Source organism: Arthrobacter sp. NPDC080082, assembly GCF_040686595.1.
Taxonomy (GTDB): Bacteria; Actinomycetota; Actinomycetes; order Actinomycetales; family Micrococcaceae; genus Arthrobacter.
Genome location: NZ_JBFBKQ010000007.1, coordinates 1 through 21,596 on the forward strand (window position 1 = coordinate 1; position 21,596 = coordinate 21,596).

Here is a 21,596-nt window from a genome sequence, read left to right on the forward strand (position 1 = left end):
GCAATTTCAACCAATCAATAAAACAATCGGTATCAACAAACTTGGCACACTATTGAGTTCTCAAACAACAGACACACCCGGCACCACCACAACCCATTCAGGATCATGACTCGCTCCGGAGCAACTTTTCAAACTTACCCGATCACCAACCGCAATGCAAACCGGCATATTCGCCGAATCCCACGCAATGGAAAGGGTCCCCACCCGAAAAACCGGCGCACAATTCCGCACCATTTTCCAGGCTGTTCAACAAGGGGGTCGGTCGCTATCTTTCCGCTTCAGCGGCGGCGACTCGAATAACTTTACACACGAACACCGGACCACACAAATCGCACCCCGGCGGGGCCCCTTGCCCTCCAGTCCCCCGGGATTCCGGGGAACTGAAGGGTTCGGGGGGGTGCCCTGACAGCCCGCCTGAGGCTACGCGACCGGTATGAGCTGCGTCACCGCGGCGTGGCCTCGGCGCCCTCCGGGGTACCCGTACCCCCGTCGCCCGGGGCACCCGTTCCCGCGTCGCCCGGGAGACCCGGGCCGGCGTCCTCCGCGGCACCCTTGCCGGCGCCCTCCGCGAAACCCGTTCTCTCGTCGCCCCTGGCCCCGGTCCCCGACTCGCCCGTCGCGCCCGGCGGCGCCGTCGTCGTTCGAGTCCTCCCGCTTCCGCCGCGTCCGCGTCGCCACAGCGGTTCCAGTTCCGCCAGGTCCGCGTCCGTGGCCGTCCCGAAGGGGGCGACGGCCGGCCCGTCGGGGGCCTTGCGCTCCTGGCCGCGGGTGGCCCAGAGGCTCGCACCGATGGAGACGGCCAGGATGGTGGCGATGACGCCCAGGGAGAGCGGTGTGGGGATGTAGTAGATGTCGATCTTAAGGAGCATCTTGATGCCCACCCACACCAGCACCAGCGCCAGGCCGATCTTCAGGTAGATGAACCGGTGGATCAGGTCGGCGAGCAGGAAGTACATGGCGCGCAGGCCCAGGATCGCGAAGGCGTTGGCGGTGAAGACCAGGAACACCTCGTCGGTGACGGCGAAAATCGCGGGGATGGAATCGACGGCGAAGATGATGTCGGTGACCTCCACCAGGGCCAGGACTGCCAGGAGCGGGGTGGCCAGCACCACACCGCTCTTCCGGACCAGGAACCTTTGCCCGTGGAATTTGTCGGTCATGGGAACGAACCGGCGGAAGAGTGCGAGCGTCCGCGACTTCTCCGGCTCCGGGTGCTGGTTTCGCTGCCGGATCATTGTGTAGCCGGTGTAGAGCAGGAACGCCGCGAACAGGTAGAGCACCCACCCGGCGCTGGCAATGATGGCCGAGCCGGCCGCGATGAAGATGCCACGGAACACCAGGGCGCCCACCACACCGAGGAACAGCACCCGGTGCTGGAACTCGCGGGGTACCGCGAAGTACGTGAAGATGATCGCCCAGATGAAAACGTTGTCCACGGCGAGGGATTTCTCGATCAGATAGCCGGCGAAGTACTGCTGGCCGAACTCGGCCCCGAACAGCTGCCACACCAATACGCCGAAGCCGACGCCGAACGCGACCCAGACGGCGGACCACAGCGACGCTTCGCGGACGCCGATCACGTGCGCCTTGCGGTGGGCGAACAGATCCACCGCCAGCATCAGGACGATCACGCCAAGGACGGCCAACCAGGCCCACAAAGGAACATTCATCGAAGAGCACCCGCTTCCAGTCAGTCACTACCAACTGGAGGTCTCTCCCGGCCCGAAGACCTGCCCGCCGGGCCGCTCAGGGGCGGCCGTACTGACGACGGAACATGTGGGGGATACTCCCCTCCGTCCAAAAATTGAAGCACACTCCCCGGGTTTCAGACAACGGTGGGATCGGCATCGGCACCGCCCGCGTTGCGCGCTCCCCGCCATCGAACTAGGGTGATTGATAAGCATGCTTAGCATGCCGTGGGATCCACCCGCCGCCCGAGCCCGGGCCGCCTGATGGCCGGGCCGCACGCACCTATCGGAGGAGAACTATGACTGACCAGTACACGTTCAGGAACCCCGTCACGGCGTATGACCAGATTGAGCCGCCGGAGCAGAGCCAGCCGGAACCCGGCCTGGACGCGAAGATGGCCCCCAAGGCCGACCTCGGCGAGGAGACCTACCGCGGCACCGGCCGGCTGGAGGGGCGCAAGGCACTCATCACCGGCGCGGACTCGGGGATCGGCGCCGCCACGGCCATCGCCTTCGCCCGCGAGGGGGCCGACGTCGTCATGTCCTACCTCCCGGAGGAGGAAGAAGACGCCGCCCGGATCGCCGACCTAATCGAGAAGGCCGGCCGCAAGGCGGTCAAGGTCCCCGGCGACCTGAAGGATTCGGCCGTCTGCCGCGAGCTGGTCGAGACGGCCGTCCGCGAGCTCGGCGGCCTGGACATCCTGGTCAACAACGCCGGCAAGCAGATGGCGCAGAAGGCCCTGGGCGACATCACCGACGTCGAGTTCGACCACACGTACAAGACCAACGTGTACGCGATGTTCTGGCTGACCAAGGAGGCGCTGCCGCACCTGCCGGCCGGCGCGACCATCATCAACTCCACCTCCATCCAGGCGTACAGCCCCTCGGAGACGCTGGTGGATTACGCCTCCACCAAGGCCGCGATCAACAACTTCACCAAGGGCCTGGCCCAGCAGCTGGCGCCCAAGGGCATCCGTGTCAACGCCGTGGCCCCGGGCCCCATCTGGACCCCGCTGCAGCCAAGCGGCGGCCAGCTCACCGAGGACCTGCCTGAGTTCGGCAAGGAGACCCCGCTGGGCCGCGCCGGCCAGCCGGCCGAGCTCGCCCCGGCCTACGTATTCCTGGCCTCCCCCGAGTCCAGCTACGTGATCGGCGAGACGCTGAACGTCAACGGCGGCATGCCGACGCCGTAACGTCCCAGCGCCAAACGCCAGTGGGCCCCTCCCGGGATTCTCCGGGTGGGGCCCACTGGCGTTCTGGGGATCAGCGCACGACGGCGGCTCCCAGGCACCCGACGGGGTTAGCGCTGCGGCGGGAGGGACTTGCTCCAGACCACGGTGCCGTTGGCGTCGCGGAGACTGACGGTGAAAACGTCGTCCGCGCCCAGGTCCACGTGGCCGAAGAACTGGCTGGTGCCGCTGCGCGGGGACTCGTTGGCGTAGGCGCCGGCCTTGAAGAACTCCACCTTCGGGCCGAAGGTACCGTCCAGGGCATTGGGCCCGAAGCTGCCGGCGTTGATCGGGCCGGCCACGAACTCCCAGAACGGGTCGAAGTCGGTGAACGCGGCCCGGTCCGGCGAGTAGTGATGCGCGGCGCAGTAGTGCACGTCGGCGGTCAGGAAGACCACGTTTTTAACCCGGTTGCGCTTGAACGCGGAGAGCACCGCGGCGAGCTCGAGCTCCTTGCCCAGCGGGGCGCCGTCGTCGTGGTTGGACAGCGATTCCTCGTTCACCGGCCCGTCCGGGACCACCAGGCCCAGCGGCAGGTCGTTGGCGATCACCTTCCAGGTGGCCTTGGAGCGGCTGACCTCGCGGATCAGCCAGTCAGTCTGCTCCTGGCCCAGGATGTGGGTCAGGTGCGTTTCCTTGCCGTCGGTGTTCGGGTCCTTGAAGCTGCGCATGTCCAGGCAGAAGATGTCCAGCTGCGGGCCGCGGGAGATCTTGCGGTAGATCCGTTCGGGTTCGAACCCGGTGCCGCCGGCGCTCACACCGGCGATCGGCTGGTATTCCTGCCAGGCCTGCCGGCCACGGGCGGCGAGGACGTCCACGCGGCGTTCGGTGTAGCGGATGTCGGTGAGGACCTGGCCGGGGTACCAGTTGTTGTGCGTCTCGTGGTCGTCCCACTGGGCGATGACGGGTACCTCGGCGTAGAGGGCGCGGATGTTCTTGTCCATCAGGTTGTAGCGGTGCCGGCCGCGGAAGTCGTTGAGCGTCTCGGCCACCTTGGAGACCTCCTCGGTGACCAGGTTGCGCCAGATCTGCCCGTCGGGTTCGGTGACCTGGGCGCTGATGGGCCCGTCCGCGTAGATGGTGTCGCCGGAGTGGATGAAGAAGTCCGGGCGGGTGGCGTGCATGGCCGCGTAGCCGCGCATCCCACCGATCTCCTCGTTGATGCCCCAGCCCTGGCCGGCGGTGTCGCCGGTCCAGACGAAGCTCTGGCCGCGGGCTTCCCGGCCGCTGGCCAGCAGCCCGGTGTCCGCCGCGGTGCTGAAGGAGCCCTGCGCGGTATCGCCGGCGAGGCCGTCAGGGTCCTCGAAGTGCATGCTGACGGCGAAGCGGGTGCCTGCGGGGAGGTGGCTGGCGTCGATCCGGGCGGTGAAGTCGGTGGCTTCGGTGGCGGCACTCCCCCGCAGCACGCGGCGGAAGGCGCGGCCGCCTCGCAGCGGGGACCCGCCGTCGTCGACCGCCAGCAGCTCCGCCACCAGGGTGCCGGGGCCGGACGCGCGGGACCAGAGGACGCCGGAGCCGGTGGTGACGTCGCCGGTGGAGATGCCGGAGGGCAGGGTCAGGCGGTTGCGGACCAGGGCGACGCCGGACGCGCTGGCGGCGGTGGCGGCTCCGGGGACGACGGCGGCGGCACCGGCGGCGGCCAGGGCACCCTTGAGGACAATGCGGCGGCTGAATTCAGTCATGCCTCCACCGTTGCCGGTCCGGATGAACCGCTGGTGGCGCCGGCGTGAACGGGGCGCGGGTGGCCTCCTCAGGGCACAAAAAAGCAGGGCCCGTCCGGAGACGGGCCCTGCTCGAACCCTAACGGTCCCGGAACTCTAAGGAATTAGAGGCCCTGGATGTTGGTTGCCTGCGGGCCCTTGGGGCCCTGCTCGACGTCAAAGGAGACCTTCTGGTTCTCTTCGAGGGAACGGAAGCCGGAGGAGTTGATCGCGGAGTAGTGCGCGAAAACGTCCTGCGAGGAGTCATCGGGGGAAATGAAGCCGAAGCCCTTTTCAGCGTTAAACCATTTGACGGTACCAGTAGCCATTATTTATGTCCTTCGTGAAGGTGGAAGGAAAATCCCGACTTTCGGGCCTTCCGGTGTGGGGTGCTCAAAACCGCTGCTTCAGAAGAACACGGACTTTCGACCGCGCGTACTGCCTGAACTACGAACTGCAAACACAACAACAAGTTCAACACTACAGGAGTTACAGGCCGCCATTTACCACATGACGCGAAGTGCCAACGCCGGGCGGCTAGGACTGGGGCTGGGTCTGCCGGGTGTCCGCGGCCGACGGCGCCGTCCCCGGCCGGGGGTTCGACGTCACGGCAGCGGGCTCGGTTGCGGCGACCGCCGCCGCGCGGTTGCCCTTGGTGATCCGCCGCTCGACGGCGCGGCCCGCGGCGACCGAGAGCCGGTGCGCGGGGCCTTCGACGTAGCGGAAGAACAGCTCGGCGACGCCGAATGACGCCGCCACGCCCAGGACGAGCCCCAGCGGGAGCGAGACGCCGCGCAACAGCGTGGCGGCGGCCAGGATGATCGGCAGGTGCACCAGGTAGAGGCTGAAGGAGACGCGGCCCAGCCACTGGGCGAGGGCGGTGTCGCCCAGCTTCTTGGCCGAGCCGGAGAGCAGGAACACTAGCACGATCAGGGTGGCGCCCACCGTGATGACGGCTTCGATGCCGGAGATGGGCGGTTCGGGGCTGATCCACTCGGCGTTGGCCAGGTAGAGCCCGACGGCGGCCAGCAACAGCCAGATCACCCGCGGCCAGGCGCTGGTCAGCTCGCGGATCCGTTCCCGTTCGGCGCCAAGGATGGAGCCAATGGCGAAGATCGGCATGTAGATCAGGGCTTCTATGTGGAAGACGCCGCCGATGACCGCCAGGCCCAGGGCGATGGCCAGCTTGAGGTGCCAGAACCGGCGCCAGCGCAGGGCGAGGAAGACGTAGAGCGGCAGCAGCAGCGAGAACGCCACCTCCCAGCGGAGCGTCCAAAGCGGGGTGTTGATGGTGCTGGCGTTGAGCAGCAGCAGGGCGTCACGGAAGACCTGGCCCGGGTCCGGGGTGGTGACGTACATGTCCGCCCACGGGCTCTGCAGCGGCGACGGGGTGCGCGGGATCAGCAGCATCAGGACGACGGCGAGCGCCAGCGCCGCCCACGCCGGAAGGTAGAGCCGCAGCAGCCGTTTGGCATAGTACGGCGCCCAGCTCCTGCCGGGAAGTGACTTGGTGAACGGCAGGATCAGGACGAAGCCGGAGAGCACGAAGAAGACGTGCACCGCGGGGGTGCCGTTCCAGAGGACGTGGAGCGGGGAGAACACTGCCCACATCTCGGAGCTGGTGAGCCGGGTAGACCGGTCGTTCGAGACGACGCGGCCGACCCACGGGAGCGTGGAGAGCGCGTGGCAGGCGACCACCACCAGGGCGGCCAGCCCGCGGAGGCCGTCCAGTTGCGTGACTCGGGTGGATCCGTGCTGGTTTGGCATCGATCCATGTTACCAGTCCGTTACATTTGGGCGGCGGGAACGCATTCTGCGATCTGCTTGATGGCGGCGAGGGTTTTCGGGATGCCGTCCAGCGCCTGCCGGGTGCGGTCGGCGATCTGGGCGTCGGCCTTGTCGCCGAATTTCTCCTTGAACATGGCGATCCCCTCCGGCAGGAATTCCCACGACTCGGTCAGGATGGTGCCGGACTCGGCCGGGGTCATCGTGAAGCCCCAGCGGACGTACTTGCCACCCACCACCCAGGCGAACTCCCTGCCGCGGTCGGCAGCTATCACCTGCGACCGCGTTTCCCACGTCCGCCCCGGAACCTCGTTGCGTCCGGTGAACCAGGCGCCGACGTCGCCGGCGCTGTCCTCGTTGTCCCACCAGCAGGTTTTGCAGACGGGGCTCCATTCGCCGGTGCGGGTGACGTCGGAGACGAGGTCGTACAGCGCCTCGGCGGAGGCGTTGACCGTGACGGATTCCTGGTGCTGGCGGGTGTTCTGAGTCATGGCTCCATCCTTGCAGACGCTTGCGATCATCTCCGCGGGCCCCGGCGGACTCCCCCGCCCTCGGCAGAAAGCCCAAGCACCCCGGGCAATCCACGGCCAGGTGTTCTCCGAATAGTTGGCATAAGCAACGGTCCGGCCACACCCCGGCGGGGCCGCCACCGCAAGTCCGAACCCAAGGAGCCCCGCATGGCAACCCCAACCCACTCCCGCACCACTGCCCGTACCACCGTCCAGAAGGCAAGCCTCGCCGTCGGCGCCGTATTCCTGCTGGTCGGCATCCTGGGCTTCGTCCCGGGCATCACCAGCAACTACGACTCCCTGCAGTTCGCCGGCCACCACTCCGAGGCCATGCTGCTGGGCCTGTTCCAGGTCTCGGCCCTGCATAACATCGTCCACCTGCTCTTCGGCGCCGCCGGCCTGCTGCTGGCCCGCACCGCCACCGGCGCCCGTTCCTTCCTGCTCTACGGCGGCATCATCTACCTGGTCCTGTTCGTGTACGGCCTGGTAGTTCCGGAAGATTCGGCCGGTGACTTCGTGCCGCTGAACAGCCTGGACAACATCCTGCACCTGGTGCTCGGTGCCGCCATGATCGCACTGGCGGTCATCCTCACCAAGGGCCGTGCCAAGGCCCGCGCCTAACAAACCGCAGAGTTCCATCGAACGCGCCCACCGGCTTCCGGTGGGCGCGTTCGTCGTTGCGAGCCTGTCCGGCGGCGTCCCGACGCCTTTCTATGGACGCCACCACCTTGGCTGGGCGGGGCTAGCCCAGCGGGGAGCCTATCCCCCGCACAGCCGCGGGCATATCCTGCAGGAAAGCCCGCTCGTGGCCCGCAGCGTCCCGGAGGTACCCATGGAAATGCCGAAAGCATCCGACGCCGACAAGGCCCGGTTCCGCTCGCTGGTGCCGGATCTCCCGGAGGTGGTCATCAAGCCGATGTTCGGGAATCTGGGGGCGTTCGTGAATGGCAACATGTTCGCCGGCCTGTTCGGCCCCACCATCGGGGTGAAGCTGTCCGAGACGGACAAAACGACGCTCGAACGCACCGAGCCGACCGTCCCGTTCGGACCTGCCGAGCGCCCCATGGGCGGCTGGACCGGGTTGCCGGAGACTTGGAGCGGCGAGGGCGACGACGCCGAGGCGCGCGCCAGGGCTTGGGTGGAAAAGTCGTTCGAGCATGTGGCCGGGCTGCCGCCCAAGGCGCCCAAGGCTCCCAGGGTTTCGAAGAAGTAGTCATGTCCTCCCCCGGCGCAGGCCCAGTCCAGGAGGTCGACACCCTGGTCATCGGCGCGGGGCAGGCCGGCCTGGCGACCAGCTACTGGCTGGGCCGGCACGGCGTCGACCATCAACTGCTGGAACGGCGCGACGCGCTGGGCGGCGCCTGGCAGGACCGCTGGGATTCGTTCTACCTGAACACCCCGAACTTTGCGTTCCTGCTGCCGGAGCTGAGCTACGACGATCCCGACCCGGATGCCTTCCTCCCGCGGGACGAGGTGATCGAGCTGTTCCGTGACTACGCCGCGCGGATCAAGGCGCCGGTCCGGCTCGGCACGGAGGTGACCCGGGTCGGCGTCGTGGACGGCCGCTTCACGGTCGAGACCAATCAGGGCGGCTGGCTCGCACGGAACGTGGTCCTCGCGAACGGAGCCTTCCAGCGTCCGCGGATCCCGGCGTCGGCCGCCACACTCCCCCGGCGCGTCCGCCAGCTGCACAGCCACGACTACCGCAACGCGCAGCAGCTTCCCGACGGCGCCGTGCTGGTGGTGGGCACCGGGCAGTCCGTCGGCCAGATCACCGAGGACCTGCTCGACGCCGGCCGGGAGGTCCACCTGTCCGTCTCTACCTGCCCCGAGGCTCCGCGGCGGTACCGCGGCCAGGATGTCTTCTACTGGATCCTGCAGCTCAACCTGCATGGCCCCGCGTTCGGCATCAACGGCCTCCAGGCGGACCAGCTGCCCTCACCGGCCGCGCGTTTTATGTGCAACCCACTGATCTCCGGAAACGGCGGCGGCCACAGCATCCACCTCCGCGGCCTTGGCCGCCGGGGCGTCCGCCTGCATGGTCGGTTTGAGGGAACGGACGACGACGGCCTCGTCTTCAGCGACGACCTCCCCGCACGCCTCGCCCTGGTGGAGACGGGGTTCCGCGAGAGGCTGGGACGGATGGTCGACGCCTACATCGCCGCGGCAGGCATCGACGCCCCGCCCGCCGAGCCCATGCCGGCGGACGACTGGCTGCCTGCGGACTCCGGGACGCGGCTGGACCTGGAGGCCGAGGGCGTCACCTCGGTCATCTGGTGCACCGGCTACGGCCTGGACTTCGGGTTCCTCGATGTGCCGGTGCTCGACGAGTGGAACTACCCGCGCCACAGCCGCGGCGTCACCGCGGTCCCGGGCCTCTACGCCGTGGGCCTGCCCTGGCTCACGAAGCACCTGTCCGCCACGCTGTCCGTGGTGGGCGACGACGCGGAGTTCGTGGCGGGGCACATCGCGGGGCGGTGACGGGGCGTGCAATCGGTGATCCCAAGCGGATGTTCTCTTGGGGGCGCAACCGTCATAGGTATTTCGACAAGACCCCCGCCAGCCTGTCTCCCGTAGTCACTAGCCACTCGACGAGTTCTTGCGACTGAGCCTCGTCCTGGAAATCGCCAGTACGGCTGATAACCAGTTTGGACGCCTTGCGGTCCGGCTTGTCGTCCCACTCGAGGGCGAAACCGAGGTCTGCTTCGATGGCAGCGCGCTGGGACAACAACCTCTGGTAGAGGTCTTTGTCATGGTTGATCCAAAAAATCGTTGTGACGAGCTTCTTCTGCGAGTTGGCCTGAAGGGAGACCACGGCACGCGAGTCTCCGATGCCGGCGTCGTACCAATTCAGCGGGGCGGGCTTGCGCCAGGTACTGATATGGGTCGCATTCGCCAAGCCGTAGTCTCGTACCCGCTCGAAGAACGCGAGCTGGGCGTCTCTTACTGACGTTCGGATTCCGCTCCCAATGTCACCCTTGGGTTTCTTGCGGCGTGCGGCGATAGCGTCGTCGTCGACGTCCAGGCCGGCGGCTTCCGCGAGTTCTTCTGCACCAATGAACTGCTCAGGATCCGCCTGGCCGTGTGCATCGAACTGGAGCCCCTCTGCCTCAAGCACGAGGCGTGGGTCATCGTTGCAGCCTGGCTTGGTCCAGCGGAAACCAGGTGAGATCGTACCGCCGCTCTGCAAGACTCGCCATGCGTTGGCCATCGGGTAGTTCGCGATAATCGCAGCCAGCGGCTGGGCCCATGTGCCGGCCACGAGCGCGACGTCGCCGTACGTAGTCCAGCGCCCTGCTGGAATCTCGGCGACGATCGCAGCTATTTGGCTGCGCAGCGCTGACGGCTCGTCGCGGACCGCGACGATACTCTCGTCCGGTCCCGGCCACAGCTCTATGATCTTCTCCGCTAGTTCAGCGCTACGGGTGTTGATCTCGTCGACGCCCCAAGTGGCGTGCGCCGCGATTGCTAGGTTCATCGACAGGCCGCTCTTAGCCAGCATCTCGCGCTTCTCTTCGAACGGTTTGTTGCTGAGCTCACTGTTGTAGCCACTCAGAGTCAAGTTTCCGAGCGTATGAACGACGCGCTCGTGTTCGTAGTCAATGTCCGCTTCTGCGCTGAAACCCGCGGCGAACGTCTTGCGCACGGAAGCCGTCATCGTTTGCGGCAACACATGCTCAATTGTCAGGTGCCTAGGGTCGACGTCGACGATCTCTTTCGGGCGGAACGCCTGTTCGAGCCACTGCAGGATGAGCTTCTTTTGCGCTCCGCGGCCCTGCCAGTAAAACGCGATCGTCTTGGCAGCCTCGCGAACCTCCATGTCGGTCGCGAAGTGTTTGCGGCCTCGGGACAGGTATTCGCGCAGCGCGACGTCGATGTGGTCTGCGTCGCTGATGGCGCTTACCGCCTGGAGTAGCGTTCGGTTCAAGTTCGCGGTGGCGCGCCCGATAACAATGCGCCGCACGAAGTAGGATTCCAGATACGTCAGCGCGCGCACAACTTCATCGTCAGCCGCGGTGCCGGCAGCACGTCGGGCGAGGATCTGCATCACCACCGGGTACGCGGTGGTCGAGCCCCAAGCTTTGATCCTGGTGAGGCGACGGCGGATCTCAGGGTGCTTCTCCCCCGCCGGCTTGAGAATCGTTGCCAGCACGTCACCCAGCTTGGCGATACGGATCACCTCCGTTTCTAGCTCGTAGACGTTCCCTAGACTCTCGAGTCGACGCTGTTGTCCGACGTAGGTATCCGACTGCTTCGCCCGCTCGTCGCGCTGAGCGAGGTCGAGCCAGAACAACAGCTCGAGATTCTCAGCATCAAGCGTCCTCTCCAATGGGAGCCAAATGTTCTCGTAGACCGTGTCTGCCCGATCACCGAGCCGCATGAACAAATAGTTCTTGAGCAGGTCGCTCTGCGTCAGGCGGAGGCCAGTGTTGTTCAGCGATTCAAAGATGCGGTGCGCGTTGTCGGAGGGCTCGGCCGTAACAACGACAAGCGCCAGACCACGCACGACAGCGGCTTCGAGCAGCTCCAGGTTTCGTGGATCGTCCGGGTCACCGGCCGCGGCAATTTTGGAGCGGAAGAACCGGTACGCAGCGCCGACTGCATCCTCGCCGCCAGCTTGTGGCGCACGATTGAGTACCGCCATATAGGCAGGCCGATCTGTCTGGGTCGGCATGACCTTGAGCGGCTTTCCGCTGTCGAAGACATTGATCAGGTACTGCGCGTCGATTCCGTTGGCGCGTTCGGAATGCCCCGCTTCGACCAGGTGATCACGGAGCGCAGCCAGAAGGAGCGTAAGCGTGGTCAGGCGCTGCTGACCGTCGACGACGAGGAACTTGTTGACGCCGATGGCGCCAAAATCAGGACTGCTCGCCAGCACGAGGGAGCCAATGAAGTGAGAAGCCTTCGGGTCGTCTCCAATGGCGCGCTCCAGCTCGACGACGTCCGTCCACAGTTGGTCGAGCTGCTTCTTCCCCCAGGAGTAAACGCGTTGATAGAGCGGAATCTGGTACTGCTTCTTGCCTTCTAGAACACCCGCAAGCGTCCCGTTCTCCGCCCGAACCACTCATGCCTCCTCTGGATCTCAGCGGTGATGGGACCGCCTGCCACCGTTACAGGGTAACCGCGAGTCTGGAGTTCCCCGTGTGGCAGACGAGCTCGAGGCCTGAAAATTCGCCCGAGACGGGCAGAGAGCCGTAGAAGCCCTACATGCGCTGGAAAATCGAGGCTTCCAGAACCCGGCGCCCAGAATCTCGACAAACTCGATCACACTCCGGCCATCGAACAATGGAATGCGCCTATGCACTAGGCCGGAAGGTTCGTGTGATTGAATCTGTCCATTGAACGGCTTAGTGAGACGCCGAAGGAAACTGTCACGGGGGTACAGGTGCCGCTGATTGCGATGTTAGACGGCGAGCGGGTCGACGCCACGACGCATGACGCGGAATCGTGGGCAGCGCTTCAGGCATCAAGAGACCGGAAGCGGCTCTTGATGCCTGTGTGCAATATCCGGGCAGTCGCGAAGACCCGCGGACAGGCCACGAGGTTTTTCGCTCACCACCGACTAACCGACTGCGCCGCTGACCACGGCGGAGAATCACCTCAGCACCTTGCCATGAAAGAAGCCATAGCCCAGGGGATCTCAGGGACACCAGGATGGCATGCCGTCATCGAGTACCCCCATCCCTCCCGCGAGTGGATTATCGACATCCTGGCAGAGTCCGACGACATGCTCCACCGCGTCGCCTTCGAAGTACAGCTCTCTTCGCAGACGCCGGCGGACTACTTCCGCCGAACTCAAAGGTACTTCGACAGCAACGTCTTCCCGGTCTGGTTGGTACCCCGGGCCCTCGAATTCAGTCACATCCAGCTGCCCGTGGTGGTCACCGGCTTCGGCAAGACCTCAGAAGTCCCCGACACTCCCGCGCAGCTCCTTGATCTAGATACAAAGCACAACTTGCCTGTGGAACACGATGGCTTGGGCGACTTCATTAGGGACCTGTTGAGTAACGGCCCACGCTGGAGATCAGGGACCCCGAAGAAACAGCAGGAGGACTGGGAGGCCGAACAGCGCCGACGCGTCGAGGAGCAGCTGGCCGAAGCTGAACGTATCGCGAGGTCCAAGGTAGCCGTTGAGAAGACGAACCTCGGTAGTATCGCCCCCGACAAAGCATTCGAACCCCACACCGTCCATACCGAATCCGGGCCCTTTGTCTGGGCGACCTTGACTGACTGCTGGAAATGCAGCCGACAGATGATGGTCTGGGAGGCAGCCAGCAGCCGCGCGGGTGAGCAGTATTCCTCGGCGGGGCCCGTCAGCGTAAAAAGCAAGGTCGGACCAACGCGATACGAAAACCACCCAGACGTCCATCAGGCGGTGAACACATGGATTACACAGTCTGGTGCGACCGTGACAAAGGCCAGAATCGAGCTGCGAAACAGTCAGGGTAGAGGAGAGCCCTACAGCGCGTTCGTGTGCCCAAATTGCAGCGCGCTCATGGGTCAAGTTTTCGTCGCGCAGATCAATGCAGAACACTGGTCCGTCATCTGCGCTCCACTGCTCCGAAGGAACTGAACGCTGGAGCAGGTAATCCGAAAAGGCTGTAACCCCCTTAGGCCGCTGGTTCTCTCTCCCAATCCGCCCCGGGCTCTCTAATCCTTTGGGAATTGCCACCCCGAGGGCCGGGACACCCGAGCTATGAGACACCAACGCGCGCTGGAAAAGAGGTCGCCGCCCACGGGCGCCCTCCACCGGAAGGGTGGCTGTGGTTGACGGCCACCAATCCAGACGCCCACAGTTGATGTCCCTGGTGTCGCAGGAGTCCGTTTGGATGGATGCAGTTACGGCTCTCGTCATCCCACGCTGCAACTTGCTATTGCCCTCCTGGGATGCGATCGATGAGTTTTAGAGGAATTCGGTCGCAACTCTGTCAAATGACTCCATGGCACCTTGCTCCACCGCCTCGTCGATCGTCGTTACGACGCCTTCCTGGGGCAAAACCCATATGCGAAGCGTGCAGAATGGCCGCTTAACCGAGTTCGCCGCGGACCATCCCTTCGATGCTCTGCTTTTCGAAGTAGCGGAACTTCTGAATCGCGTCCGTCATGTTACCTACGTCAATGACGCCCAGCTCAGTGAGCTTGCGGTAACTCGGCAAGCTGAGGCCCGTCGAGCGGAGAAACAGCTCGGTGTCGAGGGACTCGACCACATGCGCGAGTCGCTCTTCGCGGACGTCTGTCAAATACATGAAGATGAGCACCCTTGCGCTGACTTTCTTGAGCTTCTCCCGGATGCTCCTGCGCTTCTGGGCGATCTCCTTCTTGGCCGGGCGCTGCTTGTCCTCACCGCCGCCAGCTCGCTTGATGCCTTTGAGTTTTTCGGAGTTAGTGACGATTTTCTGGGCATCCTCACGGATGGTGCGGAAATCCTCGATCTGCGCGAGTTCGGCCAAGAGCTCCTCGTCGGCCAAGAGCCGTCCCATCGTCACCCCGTTGAGGTTGTAGAGGTCTACCGACTTCCACCGGCGCGCGAGGGAGTTCGCGCTCATGCCGCCGTGCGCCCAGTCTAGGATCGCGTCAACGCTGAGGGATTCCATGTGGCCGCCGTCGATGGCGAAGATCGGCAGGAAGTTGATCAGCTCGCCGAGCACGCTACGCTGCGTTGCCTGCCGGTCAGACGAGTTATTCGCTAGCTCGGTGCCGTAGAGCGCGACGAGGCTTAGCGCTCGGTTGGGGTCGAACTCGAAGATGTATGCGGTCTTCTTTTTTATAACCCCGTCTTGCTTCCACGGCGACTGGACGCGAAAGGCAGCCTGGAAGTAGGACTCTGGCGCTTTGAGCGAACGGAGCATGAAAATCGAAGACCATTCCGGGACGGTGACACCGGTCATGAGCTTGCCGCAGGACAGCGTGATCGATCCGGACTTGCCTGTCGTCTCCGCGCGCCGGATCGCCTTCTGCAGAGGATCCAGCGCGGCGGCGCCGATTTTCGCTTTCGTCCCTGCGGCGACGTAGATTTCGTAGGACGCGAAGAACGGGTCGGACCCCAGCAATGCGGCCATTGCCTCGCATGCGGCGACGTCGTTCAAATACCAGACCGAGTGCCTGACGGCTTCCTTGAATTCGGCGGCTTCGTAGGGGAACGGCGCTGCCACTTGGTCATCGCGGAGCCGCTCTGGCAGTGCTTTCTTGCCTCGGACAAGGTCGAGGAACGAGGCGACGTAGTCGGGCTTCTCGAAGGTGTAGCCGTCGCCGACCTTCTTCGCTTTGAAGTAGGTGTTCAGGTCGAAGCCGTCGAACTCGCCGTCCTGGGACCATTCGCCGGCCGGGACGCCCATTGCGTAGGTGTACATCTTCATCTGCGGCAGCTCGTCGTACTGGTTGGGACCATTGGCCGGGTCCCAGTCGCGCTTGGCCCGCTGTTCGTCGATGTAGGTCCAGTTGTAGACCTCTGAGTCGTCGTAGTCGCCGTTGGTGATCGCTTTGAACGGAGTTCCGGACAAGTGCAGGTGGTGCTTCGTTGTGAGCCCGAAGTCGGGCTCTATGACAACGTCGGCGTCATTCTCGTTCGACTCGTCCGTAGCCTTCTGGAACATCTGGGCGATGGCGGCTTCGGCCTTGTCCTGAGGGTCATAGACCTCTCGGGCGGCCGCCGTCGAGGCGCCGAAGTGGAACTCGTCAATGACAATGCAGTCCCAGTCGATGATGTGCAGCGTCTCGTTCCGCGGTTTCGGCTTGCCCTGCGCGTCACGGCCGATGACGTCTTGGAAGGAGGCGAACCACACGGTCGGCCGCCCGTTGTCTAAGAGGGCATCGGCGTCCCTGAGTGGGGTATCCCGGTCGATGTACTGCCAGTCGACGAAGTCAACATGGCTGAGCAGGTCATCACGCCAAGCACTACGCACGGCTGGTTTATAGGTAAGGATGAGCAGCTTTGTCCAGCCCATTGCGTTCGCGAGCTTGTAGGCGGTGAAGGTCTTCCCGAAGCGCATCTTCGCGTTCCAGAGGAACTTCGGGCTGCCACTCGGGTGGGCGCGGAAGAAGGCCGCAGTCTGCTCGACCGCGTTGCGCTGCTCCCGACGCATCTCGAACGACTTAGTCCGCGTCGGATTAAACGGGACGCCGCGCTGCAAAGCGACGACGGCGCCCCGCGCCTCGTCGGGAGTCGCTTCAAACCACTCCCCGCCCGCACCCGCGACCCCGACGCCGGTCAGGACGCGATGGACGTCATGGTCGCTGAACTTTGTGCCGTCCGGCCGTGTTGCAGGCTGCGAGTGGAAAAGGATCGAGACGCCCGCAAGACCGGGGAAAGCCGTGCCAACCTGCTGGCGTACGCGCTCGATGCCTGCGTGTTGCGTCTGACCAATTTTGATCCAGTAGTCGCCGCACTGCCCCGTAGACCGCGTCCACGGCTTGGCGTGACCGACGTGCGTGTATGCGTAGATATAGTTGTTCACTCGTCCTCGTCGTCCTCATCATCCGACTCGGTAGGGTCGTCGCTGGCGCGATACTTGCGGCCGCCGGGGAGGTGTGTCGCGGGGACCGGCGAGTCGAGAGAAAGTATCGGTTCACGGGGCGCGATCACGCGCTCGATGTAGTCGACCTCCTCCTCGCTCAGCTTGAAGTGCTTGTAGAGGTCGGCGTCCGTCCAGCGGCGGGTCCAGTCCATCGCAGGAACAAACGCAAACCGGCTAGGCGTGAGATGCTGCGATATCTTTCGCTGCAGTACGAGGAATCTGCAGAACTTGGTTGTCAGAAACCACGCGTAGTTCTCGGTCTCTTCACGGGTGTCGAATGTACCCGCAACGAGGTAGCTCTGCGTGCAGGCAGAGCCCGGCGCTAGCGCGAGGGGCTCGCCGATGACGAATGAGACCTCTCGACCGTGCCCATCGCCTGCCATAGGGACGAGAACTTTCCAGCGGTCGACCCAGCCGTCGTTCCGTTCGAGCTGCCCACGTCGGATGTAGCCGACCTTGTTATTGAAGATGAGCGGGGTTGACCCTTCAAATGGGGCAGCCCGGGCGCCTTTGAAGTTGGTCTTGATCGATTGTCCAAAGGGGTCCGTGGTCGATACCACGTCGGCCAGGGTCCGCTCTGAAATGGGGTCTCCGGAGACTCTTCCCACAATACCGGCCGCGAAATTGTCGCGCAGAACGACACCCTTGCCTTGACGAAGGTCCCGCTTTACCGTGTCCCGGACTGCGCCGTCAATGCGGGTGGAGAACTCGCAGTCGCCGCTGTAGTCGCGATCCCAAAGGAAGTACGAAACGCCGCCCTTAATCTCAGCCTGGGGAAAGACGTCGTAGAGCTTAGGGTTGTCGACTATCACCCGCAGCCGCCGGTCGGCGATCATCAGATCTCTGTAAGCACCGAGTCCTTTGCCACCGGCGAACCACCTCGACGGTGTGATCATAACGATGTACCGCGGGCTCATCGCAATGGCCTTCTCGACGAAGAGATTGTAGAGCGGAGTGATGTTTGCGGTGCGGTTACCCTTCCCGTCGTCCATGCCGATCTGGTACGGCGGGTTCCCGACGATAACGTCGAACTGCATGGCGGCTAGCTCCTCTGTGGGGTAGGTGCCGTGGATAAACGAGTAGGCGAACTCTTCGCGCCGTTCGCGGATGAGTTTTGCTGGGGCACGGCAGATGGTGCAGAACTCACCCTTTCGGTCCAGCGTGTGCTCGGTTGCGACGAACGGGACGTTTCCGTTTGGGCCGTGAAAGCGCACAACGAGTTGGCGAAGCGAATCGTCCTCGATTTCGCGGCCGGTCGCATTTTTCGTCTGGTACAAGGTGCGTCGGGCGATCTCGCCGTTGATCTGCGTTGTCGCTGCGCCGTACAGCATGTTCCGCAGGATGTGCTTGCGGCGCTTTGTCCCGTCCGGCTCCCAGTCGGCGAGACCCGCCATCAGGCGCCTGTAGACCTCCCGCAAATAGATGCCCGACTTCGTTGCCGGGTCCAGCCATTTGTAATCAGGCTTCGCCCAGACTTGCTCCGGGAGAAGATCCAGCATCGCGTCGACGATCTTAGGAGGCGTGTAGACGTCGTCGTTGGGAAGCTGCGCGATCGTCTCTAAGACATCCGGCACGTGGGTCGGGTGCGTCGACTCCGTTACCGCGGTCAAACCGTCCCCAGCTCGGAATAGTGGACGGTTGACATCAACGCTGGCGGCTCATAGAAGAGGTCCATCTTCGGATCTTCCAGGTGAGAGGCCTGACGCGCGAAGTGTTCACCGTCAAGTGGCGTGTATTCGACGAAGACAATCGCTTCTGCGGCGTTCAAGGAGTCTCCAACAACGAGATTTGTCCGCAGGATCGTTTCCACCGCAGTTGAGAATCCCGCAGTCGCGGGCCTGCCGCTGAAAACATGCGCCGAATCGATCACGGCCGTCACTCGTTCACGGGCCTCAAGGACGTTCTCCTCGTTGATATCGACGCCGTATGTGGAGGCGAGGCAGCGCAGCAAGGCGAACTCGTACCAATTAGCCGTACCGCCGTGGATTGCCTCGTCGAGGAGGGCAATCTTGCGCTCCAAGATCGCAACGACAAAGTTGCCGTTTCCCGCAGCCGGCTCGAGGAATCTGGTGTCGATGCTGCGGAAGGCGTCGGGGATAAGTGCTAGCATCGCATCGACCTCGCGAGCCTGCGTGTAAACCTCGCCTAAGTCACGCTTGCGCTCACGCGACTTGATATGGCGCACCTCGATATTTGCCTCCCCACGGGGCGCGTGGCGTCGCGTATCCGTGATCGTCATCGCTCCCCCAACTGTAGTTTTCCCTAAGGTCCCGCATGGCAACAACGCCGCCCCGATCATATCGCGGAGTGTCCGCTCATCAGGTTCCAGCTGGCAACTCATACCCTTCTGGACCAGTTTCGCTCGCCGAGTCGCTGCGCGGGTCTTTCTGGCATTCATGCCCGGGCTCGTGGGCTTGGCCACGAACGTGCTGGGGAGGGCGCCCGGTCTTGTCCGATCCTGAGTTGTGCATGAACTTCCTCGCGGGCCGACAAACCTCCAAAGCCGGCAGCCAGCTCCTGGCGGCGCTCGGCCTGCCGACGAATGCCGTTCAGGGGCTGGCCGAATGGGGAACGGAAATGGTCTGCGCTCATCAGCACTTAGATTTCCACCAGTCGCGATTCGAAAACGGTTTCTGAATGTGGAATCACGTCAGCAGCGACGTTGCAGACCTAGCCCCCCCCCGCACCTCTCGCTCTACGCCATCTGCCAAGATGTTCGACAGATCTGGGCGTTTCTCCCGGCTTGACGGTGCGGTGTAATTAGTCTTGTGTGAGGGAGAGTCAAATGGACCTGTTTGAACTAATGCGGCATGGAGACGAGAAAGTCCACGCCCACGACAGCTTTGGCAATCTGGCCGAGTCCGCGCGTTCATTTCTTGCATGCGTCTCTGAGTGGAAGCACTTCACCGTCGAGCCCGCGAGCCCGGCGGCAGAACGGCTGCTGGGCGCGGCTATGATGCTGGATCCGTCGTTGCGCGGTGGCCGTTCGGCCCGCACGGTGGTGCTCGACGTCAACATCGCCAGCGGAACCTTAGTTGCCAACGCCGCCCAACGGGTTCGGGACGCTGTCGAACCCGAATGGTTGATTGCGGTCGTCATCAATTCTCTGACGGATTTGGACCTGCAGTGGGCTATTGACGGGGTCGACACCCTCATCGTCTGCGACCCCTCGTCAGTCGTCGCGGCCAAGACTCATAGCGGACAAACCAGCGATTATGGCGTCAGCGTTCGCGCCGTCCAGCGTCAACGCGAGCCTCGCAGCAAGATCGTCCAGGGCAGCGCGCTTGAGGCCAATGGCGCGAGCCGCGCCATTCGGATCAACGACACTGATGGGCTTACCAAGTCCTTCGCGGAGCACGAACAGCAAGGACCCCTCGCAATGTGCCCGCGAGAAGGCGGCCTTAGACCTGCGACCAACTGGCGTTGTGCCGGCACTGCGGATACCAGCGGCACTGATGTTCTGACTACCTAGTTTCCCGCTGAGCATCCTGGCAAGATCGACTGCCTGTTCGGATGGTTCGAGCGCTGATGTTCGGACGTCGAAGCAGCTGGTCGCAATCGGGTCATCGAGCGATCCCTCAAGGATGACTGCATGGACGCGAGGATGTTTTCCGCTAGGGACGACTACGACTCCAAGAACGCGCATATGGCACAGTATCCTATTCGATGTGGGGGACACGGAATATCCAAGCGGCACGACGGTGAACGATCGGTATGTGCTGGAGAAGAAGCTCGGCAGTGACGGTCAGGTCTACAAGGCGCACGATAAGCACCTCGACCGCACCGTGGCATTCAAGCTGCTCGAACCCACCTCCGGTGGTCAACCGCAGACGTGGGACGAGGCAAGGCGACTTGAGCGGCTTCGCAGCACGTTTATCGTTCCAGTCTTAAACGCTGACATTGTGCTGAACAGCGACCTCCGTTACATCGTCACCCCGTTAGTGGAGGGGGGCGACCTCGAATCGCTTGCGCGCCCTGACGGACTGCCTGTCAGTCTCGCCGTCCGCTACGGTCATCAAATCGCTGCCGGCATCGACACCGTGCATGCTTCCGGCATGGTGCACCGAGACATCAAGCCCGCTAACGCACTTGTGAACGGTGACAACGTTTTTGTCTCCGACGTTGAATTCTGCAACATCCTTGACGGAGATGGCCTCGCTCCCCGTAACGGTAGTTGGTGCACCCTCGCGCCAGAAGCTGCGCCCGACAGCGGATTCTGCAGCATCGCCACGGACGTGTACTCAATTGCAGCTACAGTCTTTTTCCTCCTGTCGGGCGAATACCCAGTGGATCATCGCATCCCACGAGCAGAACAACAGATCTTGATCGCTGCAGGCCGCATTCGGAACATCACCGACGCAGCTCCGCACGTACCTCGGTCCGTAGCCGCGGTCGTACGACGTGGCCTGAGCATGGCGCCGGCCGCTCGGCACGCGTCGGCTGCTGCTTTCGGCAATGCATTAGCGACGTCGCTCGGTAGTCGCCGCGACTGGCATCGTGTCCGTCACGACGGCCACGAGTACTGCGCCCTGAGCACGGCGACCCGCAGACGCGGACCGCTCGGTGTGTGTTCCGAACACATCAGCCGACGGGAGGTTATAGTCCGGGCGTTTCACATGCCAAGTGGGCGGGCAGTTTCCGGAGTCGCCACGCGAACAGTGATCAACTCGTCTCTGTCTACATCTCTGCGGTCGTTGTTCACGGACCTATCGGATTAGACGCCCCTTAGTCAGATTTCGAAGCATAGGGGTAGCTGGCAGTGGGCCGGTGAACCTTATGCAATGAAGGGCAGCGAGGGACACCTCAACGAGCGAAGCTCGCCGCGACCCTAACCACCCAATCGAATGAGTCAACCTTAGCCGCAACGAGGCTAAGACCGGTTCCCATGGGTGAATCCGTGGTTTTGATGTTGAAGATTATGCACCACGCTCTTGTAGAGACAAGCTACCCCGTTCGGCTCCCCGGGGAACGCTCACCTACTCTTTGTGCCTGCGTAGACACGGAGGGTTCTAAGAGGGCCGCGGGCCCCTCCGGCCGAGCCCCCCCCCTGCTGAAGGACGACGCGTGCCAACCGGTCGTTCGGGCCTTTCCCGGTGGGCTTACAACGGCAACCCCAGTACCTGGCGGAATCCGGAGGACTGACCTGGTCGTGCAGGAGAGGCTTAGTTTC

At 63.7% G+C, this 21,596-nt stretch carries 17 protein-coding genes; 8 read left to right on the top strand and 9 right to left on the bottom strand.

The genetic code is table 11. The features are described 5' to 3' along the window. Nucleotides 1-443: 443 nt before the first annotated feature. Nucleotides 444-1,670, bottom strand: a complete 1,227-nt coding sequence (locus AB0O44_RS14300) for a TerC family protein (protein ID WP_364138487.1) — start codon at nt 1,668-1,670, stop codon at nt 444-446. A gap of 317 nt (nt 1,671-1,987) precedes the next feature. Between AB0O44_RS14300 and AB0O44_RS14305 the strand changes: the two genes are divergently transcribed. Next, complete coding sequence (locus AB0O44_RS14305) at nt 1,988-2,881, top strand: glucose 1-dehydrogenase (protein ID WP_364138490.1); 894 nt, start codon at nt 1,988-1,990, stop codon at nt 2,879-2,881. 107 nt (nt 2,882-2,988) lie between these two features. Here the strand turns inward: AB0O44_RS14305 and AB0O44_RS14310 are convergent, their stop codons facing one another. The 4 genes from AB0O44_RS14310 to AB0O44_RS14325 form a co-directional block, all read right to left on the bottom strand. Beyond that, entirely contained in the window at nt 2,989-4,599 is a 1,611-nt protein-coding gene (locus tag AB0O44_RS14310; protein ID WP_364138493.1) for an alkaline phosphatase D family protein, read from the bottom strand. A gap of 143 nt (nt 4,600-4,742) precedes the next feature. Beyond that, nucleotides 4,743-4,946: a cold-shock protein gene (locus AB0O44_RS14315; protein WP_208747914.1), complete on the bottom strand. Its 204-nt coding sequence runs from the start codon at nt 4,944-4,946 to the stop codon at nt 4,743-4,745. A 208-nt stretch (nt 4,947-5,154) separates the two neighbouring features. Further along, on the bottom strand, nt 5,155-6,384 hold the full coding sequence (locus tag AB0O44_RS14320; protein WP_364138496.1) for an acyltransferase: 1,230 nt from the start codon (nt 6,382-6,384) through the stop codon (nt 5,155-5,157). Between the two features lie 20 nt (nt 6,385-6,404). Next, nucleotides 6,405-6,893: an SRPBCC family protein gene (locus AB0O44_RS14325; protein ID WP_364138499.1), complete on the bottom strand. Its 489-nt coding sequence runs from the start codon at nt 6,891-6,893 to the stop codon at nt 6,405-6,407. Between the two features lie 186 nt (nt 6,894-7,079). On the opposite strand from AB0O44_RS14325, the gene AB0O44_RS14330 reads away from it, so the two are divergent. The 3 genes from AB0O44_RS14330 (at nt 7,080) to AB0O44_RS14340 (ending at nt 9,392) form a co-directional block, all read left to right on the top strand. After that, a complete protein-coding gene (locus AB0O44_RS14330; protein ID WP_364138502.1) occupies nt 7,080-7,532 on the top strand; it encodes a DUF4383 domain-containing protein in 453 nt (150 codons plus the stop codon). A gap of 211 nt (nt 7,533-7,743) precedes the next feature. Beyond that, a complete protein-coding gene (locus AB0O44_RS14335) occupies nt 7,744-8,124 on the top strand; it encodes a TfoX/Sxy family protein (RefSeq protein ID WP_364138505.1) in 381 nt (126 codons plus the stop codon). Nucleotides 8,125-8,126: 2 nt separating this feature from the next. Then, a complete protein-coding gene (locus tag AB0O44_RS14340; protein WP_364138508.1) occupies nt 8,127-9,392 on the top strand; it encodes an NAD(P)/FAD-dependent oxidoreductase in 1,266 nt (421 codons plus the stop codon). 52 nt (nt 9,393-9,444) lie between these two features. Here AB0O44_RS14340 and AB0O44_RS14345 read toward each other — a convergent pair whose 3' ends face one another. Then, the gene (locus tag AB0O44_RS14345; protein ID WP_364138511.1) at nt 9,445-11,976 is read right to left on the bottom strand and encodes a DUF4268 domain-containing protein; all 2,532 of its coding nucleotides are present in this window, start codon (nt 11,974-11,976) and stop codon (nt 9,445-9,447) included. A gap of 261 nt (nt 11,977-12,237) precedes the next feature. Between AB0O44_RS14345 and AB0O44_RS14350 the strand changes: the two genes are divergently transcribed. Beyond that, complete coding sequence (locus tag AB0O44_RS14350; protein WP_364138514.1) at nt 12,238-13,485, top strand: competence protein CoiA family protein; 1,248 nt, start codon at nt 12,238-12,240, stop codon at nt 13,483-13,485. Nucleotides 13,486-13,939: 454 nt separating this feature from the next. Here AB0O44_RS14350 and AB0O44_RS14355 read toward each other — a convergent pair whose 3' ends face one another. From AB0O44_RS14355 to AB0O44_RS14365, 3 genes are read right to left on the bottom strand one after another with little or no spacing between them, the layout of a single operon-like run. Beyond that, on the bottom strand, nt 13,940-16,366 hold the full coding sequence (locus AB0O44_RS14355; protein ID WP_364138517.1) for a hypothetical protein: 2,427 nt from the start codon (nt 16,364-16,366) through the stop codon (nt 13,940-13,942). Then, nucleotides 16,363-18,036: an Eco57I restriction-modification methylase domain-containing protein gene (locus AB0O44_RS14360; protein WP_364138520.1), complete on the bottom strand. Its 1,674-nt coding sequence runs from the start codon at nt 18,034-18,036 to the stop codon at nt 16,363-16,365. The genes AB0O44_RS14355 and AB0O44_RS14360 overlap by 4 nt, the downstream gene beginning before the upstream one ends. Next, the gene (locus AB0O44_RS14365) at nt 18,033-18,665 is read right to left on the bottom strand and encodes a hypothetical protein (RefSeq protein ID WP_364138523.1); all 633 of its coding nucleotides are present in this window, start codon (nt 18,663-18,665) and stop codon (nt 18,033-18,035) included. Before AB0O44_RS14365 ends, AB0O44_RS14360 begins: the two co-directional genes overlap by 4 nt. 230 nt (nt 18,666-18,895) lie before the next feature. On the opposite strand from AB0O44_RS14365, the gene AB0O44_RS14370 reads away from it, so the two are divergent. The 3 genes from AB0O44_RS14370 to AB0O44_RS14380 all read left to right on the top strand — a co-directional run bounded on the left by AB0O44_RS14370 (nt 18,896) and on the right by AB0O44_RS14380 (nt 21,144). Beyond that, nucleotides 18,896-19,063 carry a hypothetical protein gene (locus AB0O44_RS14370; RefSeq protein WP_364138526.1) on the top strand — a complete coding sequence of 56 codons (168 nt, stop codon included), beginning with the start codon at nt 18,896-18,898 and terminating at the stop codon, nt 19,061-19,063. Nucleotides 19,064-19,211: 148 nt separating this feature from the next. Next, nucleotides 19,212-19,898: a hypothetical protein gene (locus AB0O44_RS14375; protein WP_364138529.1), complete on the top strand. Its 687-nt coding sequence runs from the start codon at nt 19,212-19,214 to the stop codon at nt 19,896-19,898. A 244-nt stretch (nt 19,899-20,142) separates the two neighbouring features. Then, the gene (locus AB0O44_RS14380; RefSeq protein ID WP_364138531.1) at nt 20,143-21,144 is read left to right on the top strand and encodes a serine/threonine-protein kinase; all 1,002 of its coding nucleotides are present in this window, start codon (nt 20,143-20,145) and stop codon (nt 21,142-21,144) included. Nucleotides 21,145-21,596 lie beyond the last annotated feature (452 nt).

What these genes read in the sequence shown, in the direction of transcription:
- AB0O44_RS14300 (WP_364138487.1), bottom strand. Translation starts at nt 1,670, where the DNA reads ATGAATGTTCCTTTGTGGGCCTGGTTGGCCGTCCTTGGCGTGATCGTC.
- AB0O44_RS14305 (WP_364138490.1), top strand. Translation starts at nt 1,988, where the DNA reads ATGACTGACCAGTACACGTTCAGGAACCCCGTCACGGCGTATGACCAG.
- AB0O44_RS14310 (WP_364138493.1), bottom strand. Translation starts at nt 4,599, where the DNA reads ATGACTGAATTCAGCCGCCGCATTGTCCTCAAGGGTGCCCTGGCCGCC.
- AB0O44_RS14315 (WP_208747914.1), bottom strand. Translation starts at nt 4,946, where the DNA reads ATGGCTACTGGTACCGTCAAATGGTTTAACGCTGAAAAGGGCTTCGGC.
- AB0O44_RS14320 (WP_364138496.1), bottom strand. Translation starts at nt 6,384, where the DNA reads ATGCCAAACCAGCACGGATCCACCCGAGTCACGCAACTGGACGGCCTC.
- AB0O44_RS14325 (WP_364138499.1), bottom strand. Translation starts at nt 6,893, where the DNA reads ATGACTCAGAACACCCGCCAGCACCAGGAATCCGTCACGGTCAACGCC.
- AB0O44_RS14330 (WP_364138502.1), top strand. Translation starts at nt 7,080, where the DNA reads ATGGCAACCCCAACCCACTCCCGCACCACTGCCCGTACCACCGTCCAG.
- AB0O44_RS14335 (WP_364138505.1), top strand. Translation starts at nt 7,744, where the DNA reads ATGGAAATGCCGAAAGCATCCGACGCCGACAAGGCCCGGTTCCGCTCG.
- AB0O44_RS14340 (WP_364138508.1), top strand. Translation starts at nt 8,127, where the DNA reads ATGTCCTCCCCCGGCGCAGGCCCAGTCCAGGAGGTCGACACCCTGGTC.
- AB0O44_RS14365 (WP_364138523.1), bottom strand. Translation starts at nt 18,665, where the DNA reads ATGACGATCACGGATACGCGACGCCACGCGCCCCGTGGGGAGGCAAAT.
- AB0O44_RS14370 (WP_364138526.1), top strand. Translation starts at nt 18,896, where the DNA reads ATGAACTTCCTCGCGGGCCGACAAACCTCCAAAGCCGGCAGCCAGCTC.
- AB0O44_RS14375 (WP_364138529.1), top strand. Translation starts at nt 19,212, where the DNA reads ATGGACCTGTTTGAACTAATGCGGCATGGAGACGAGAAAGTCCACGCC.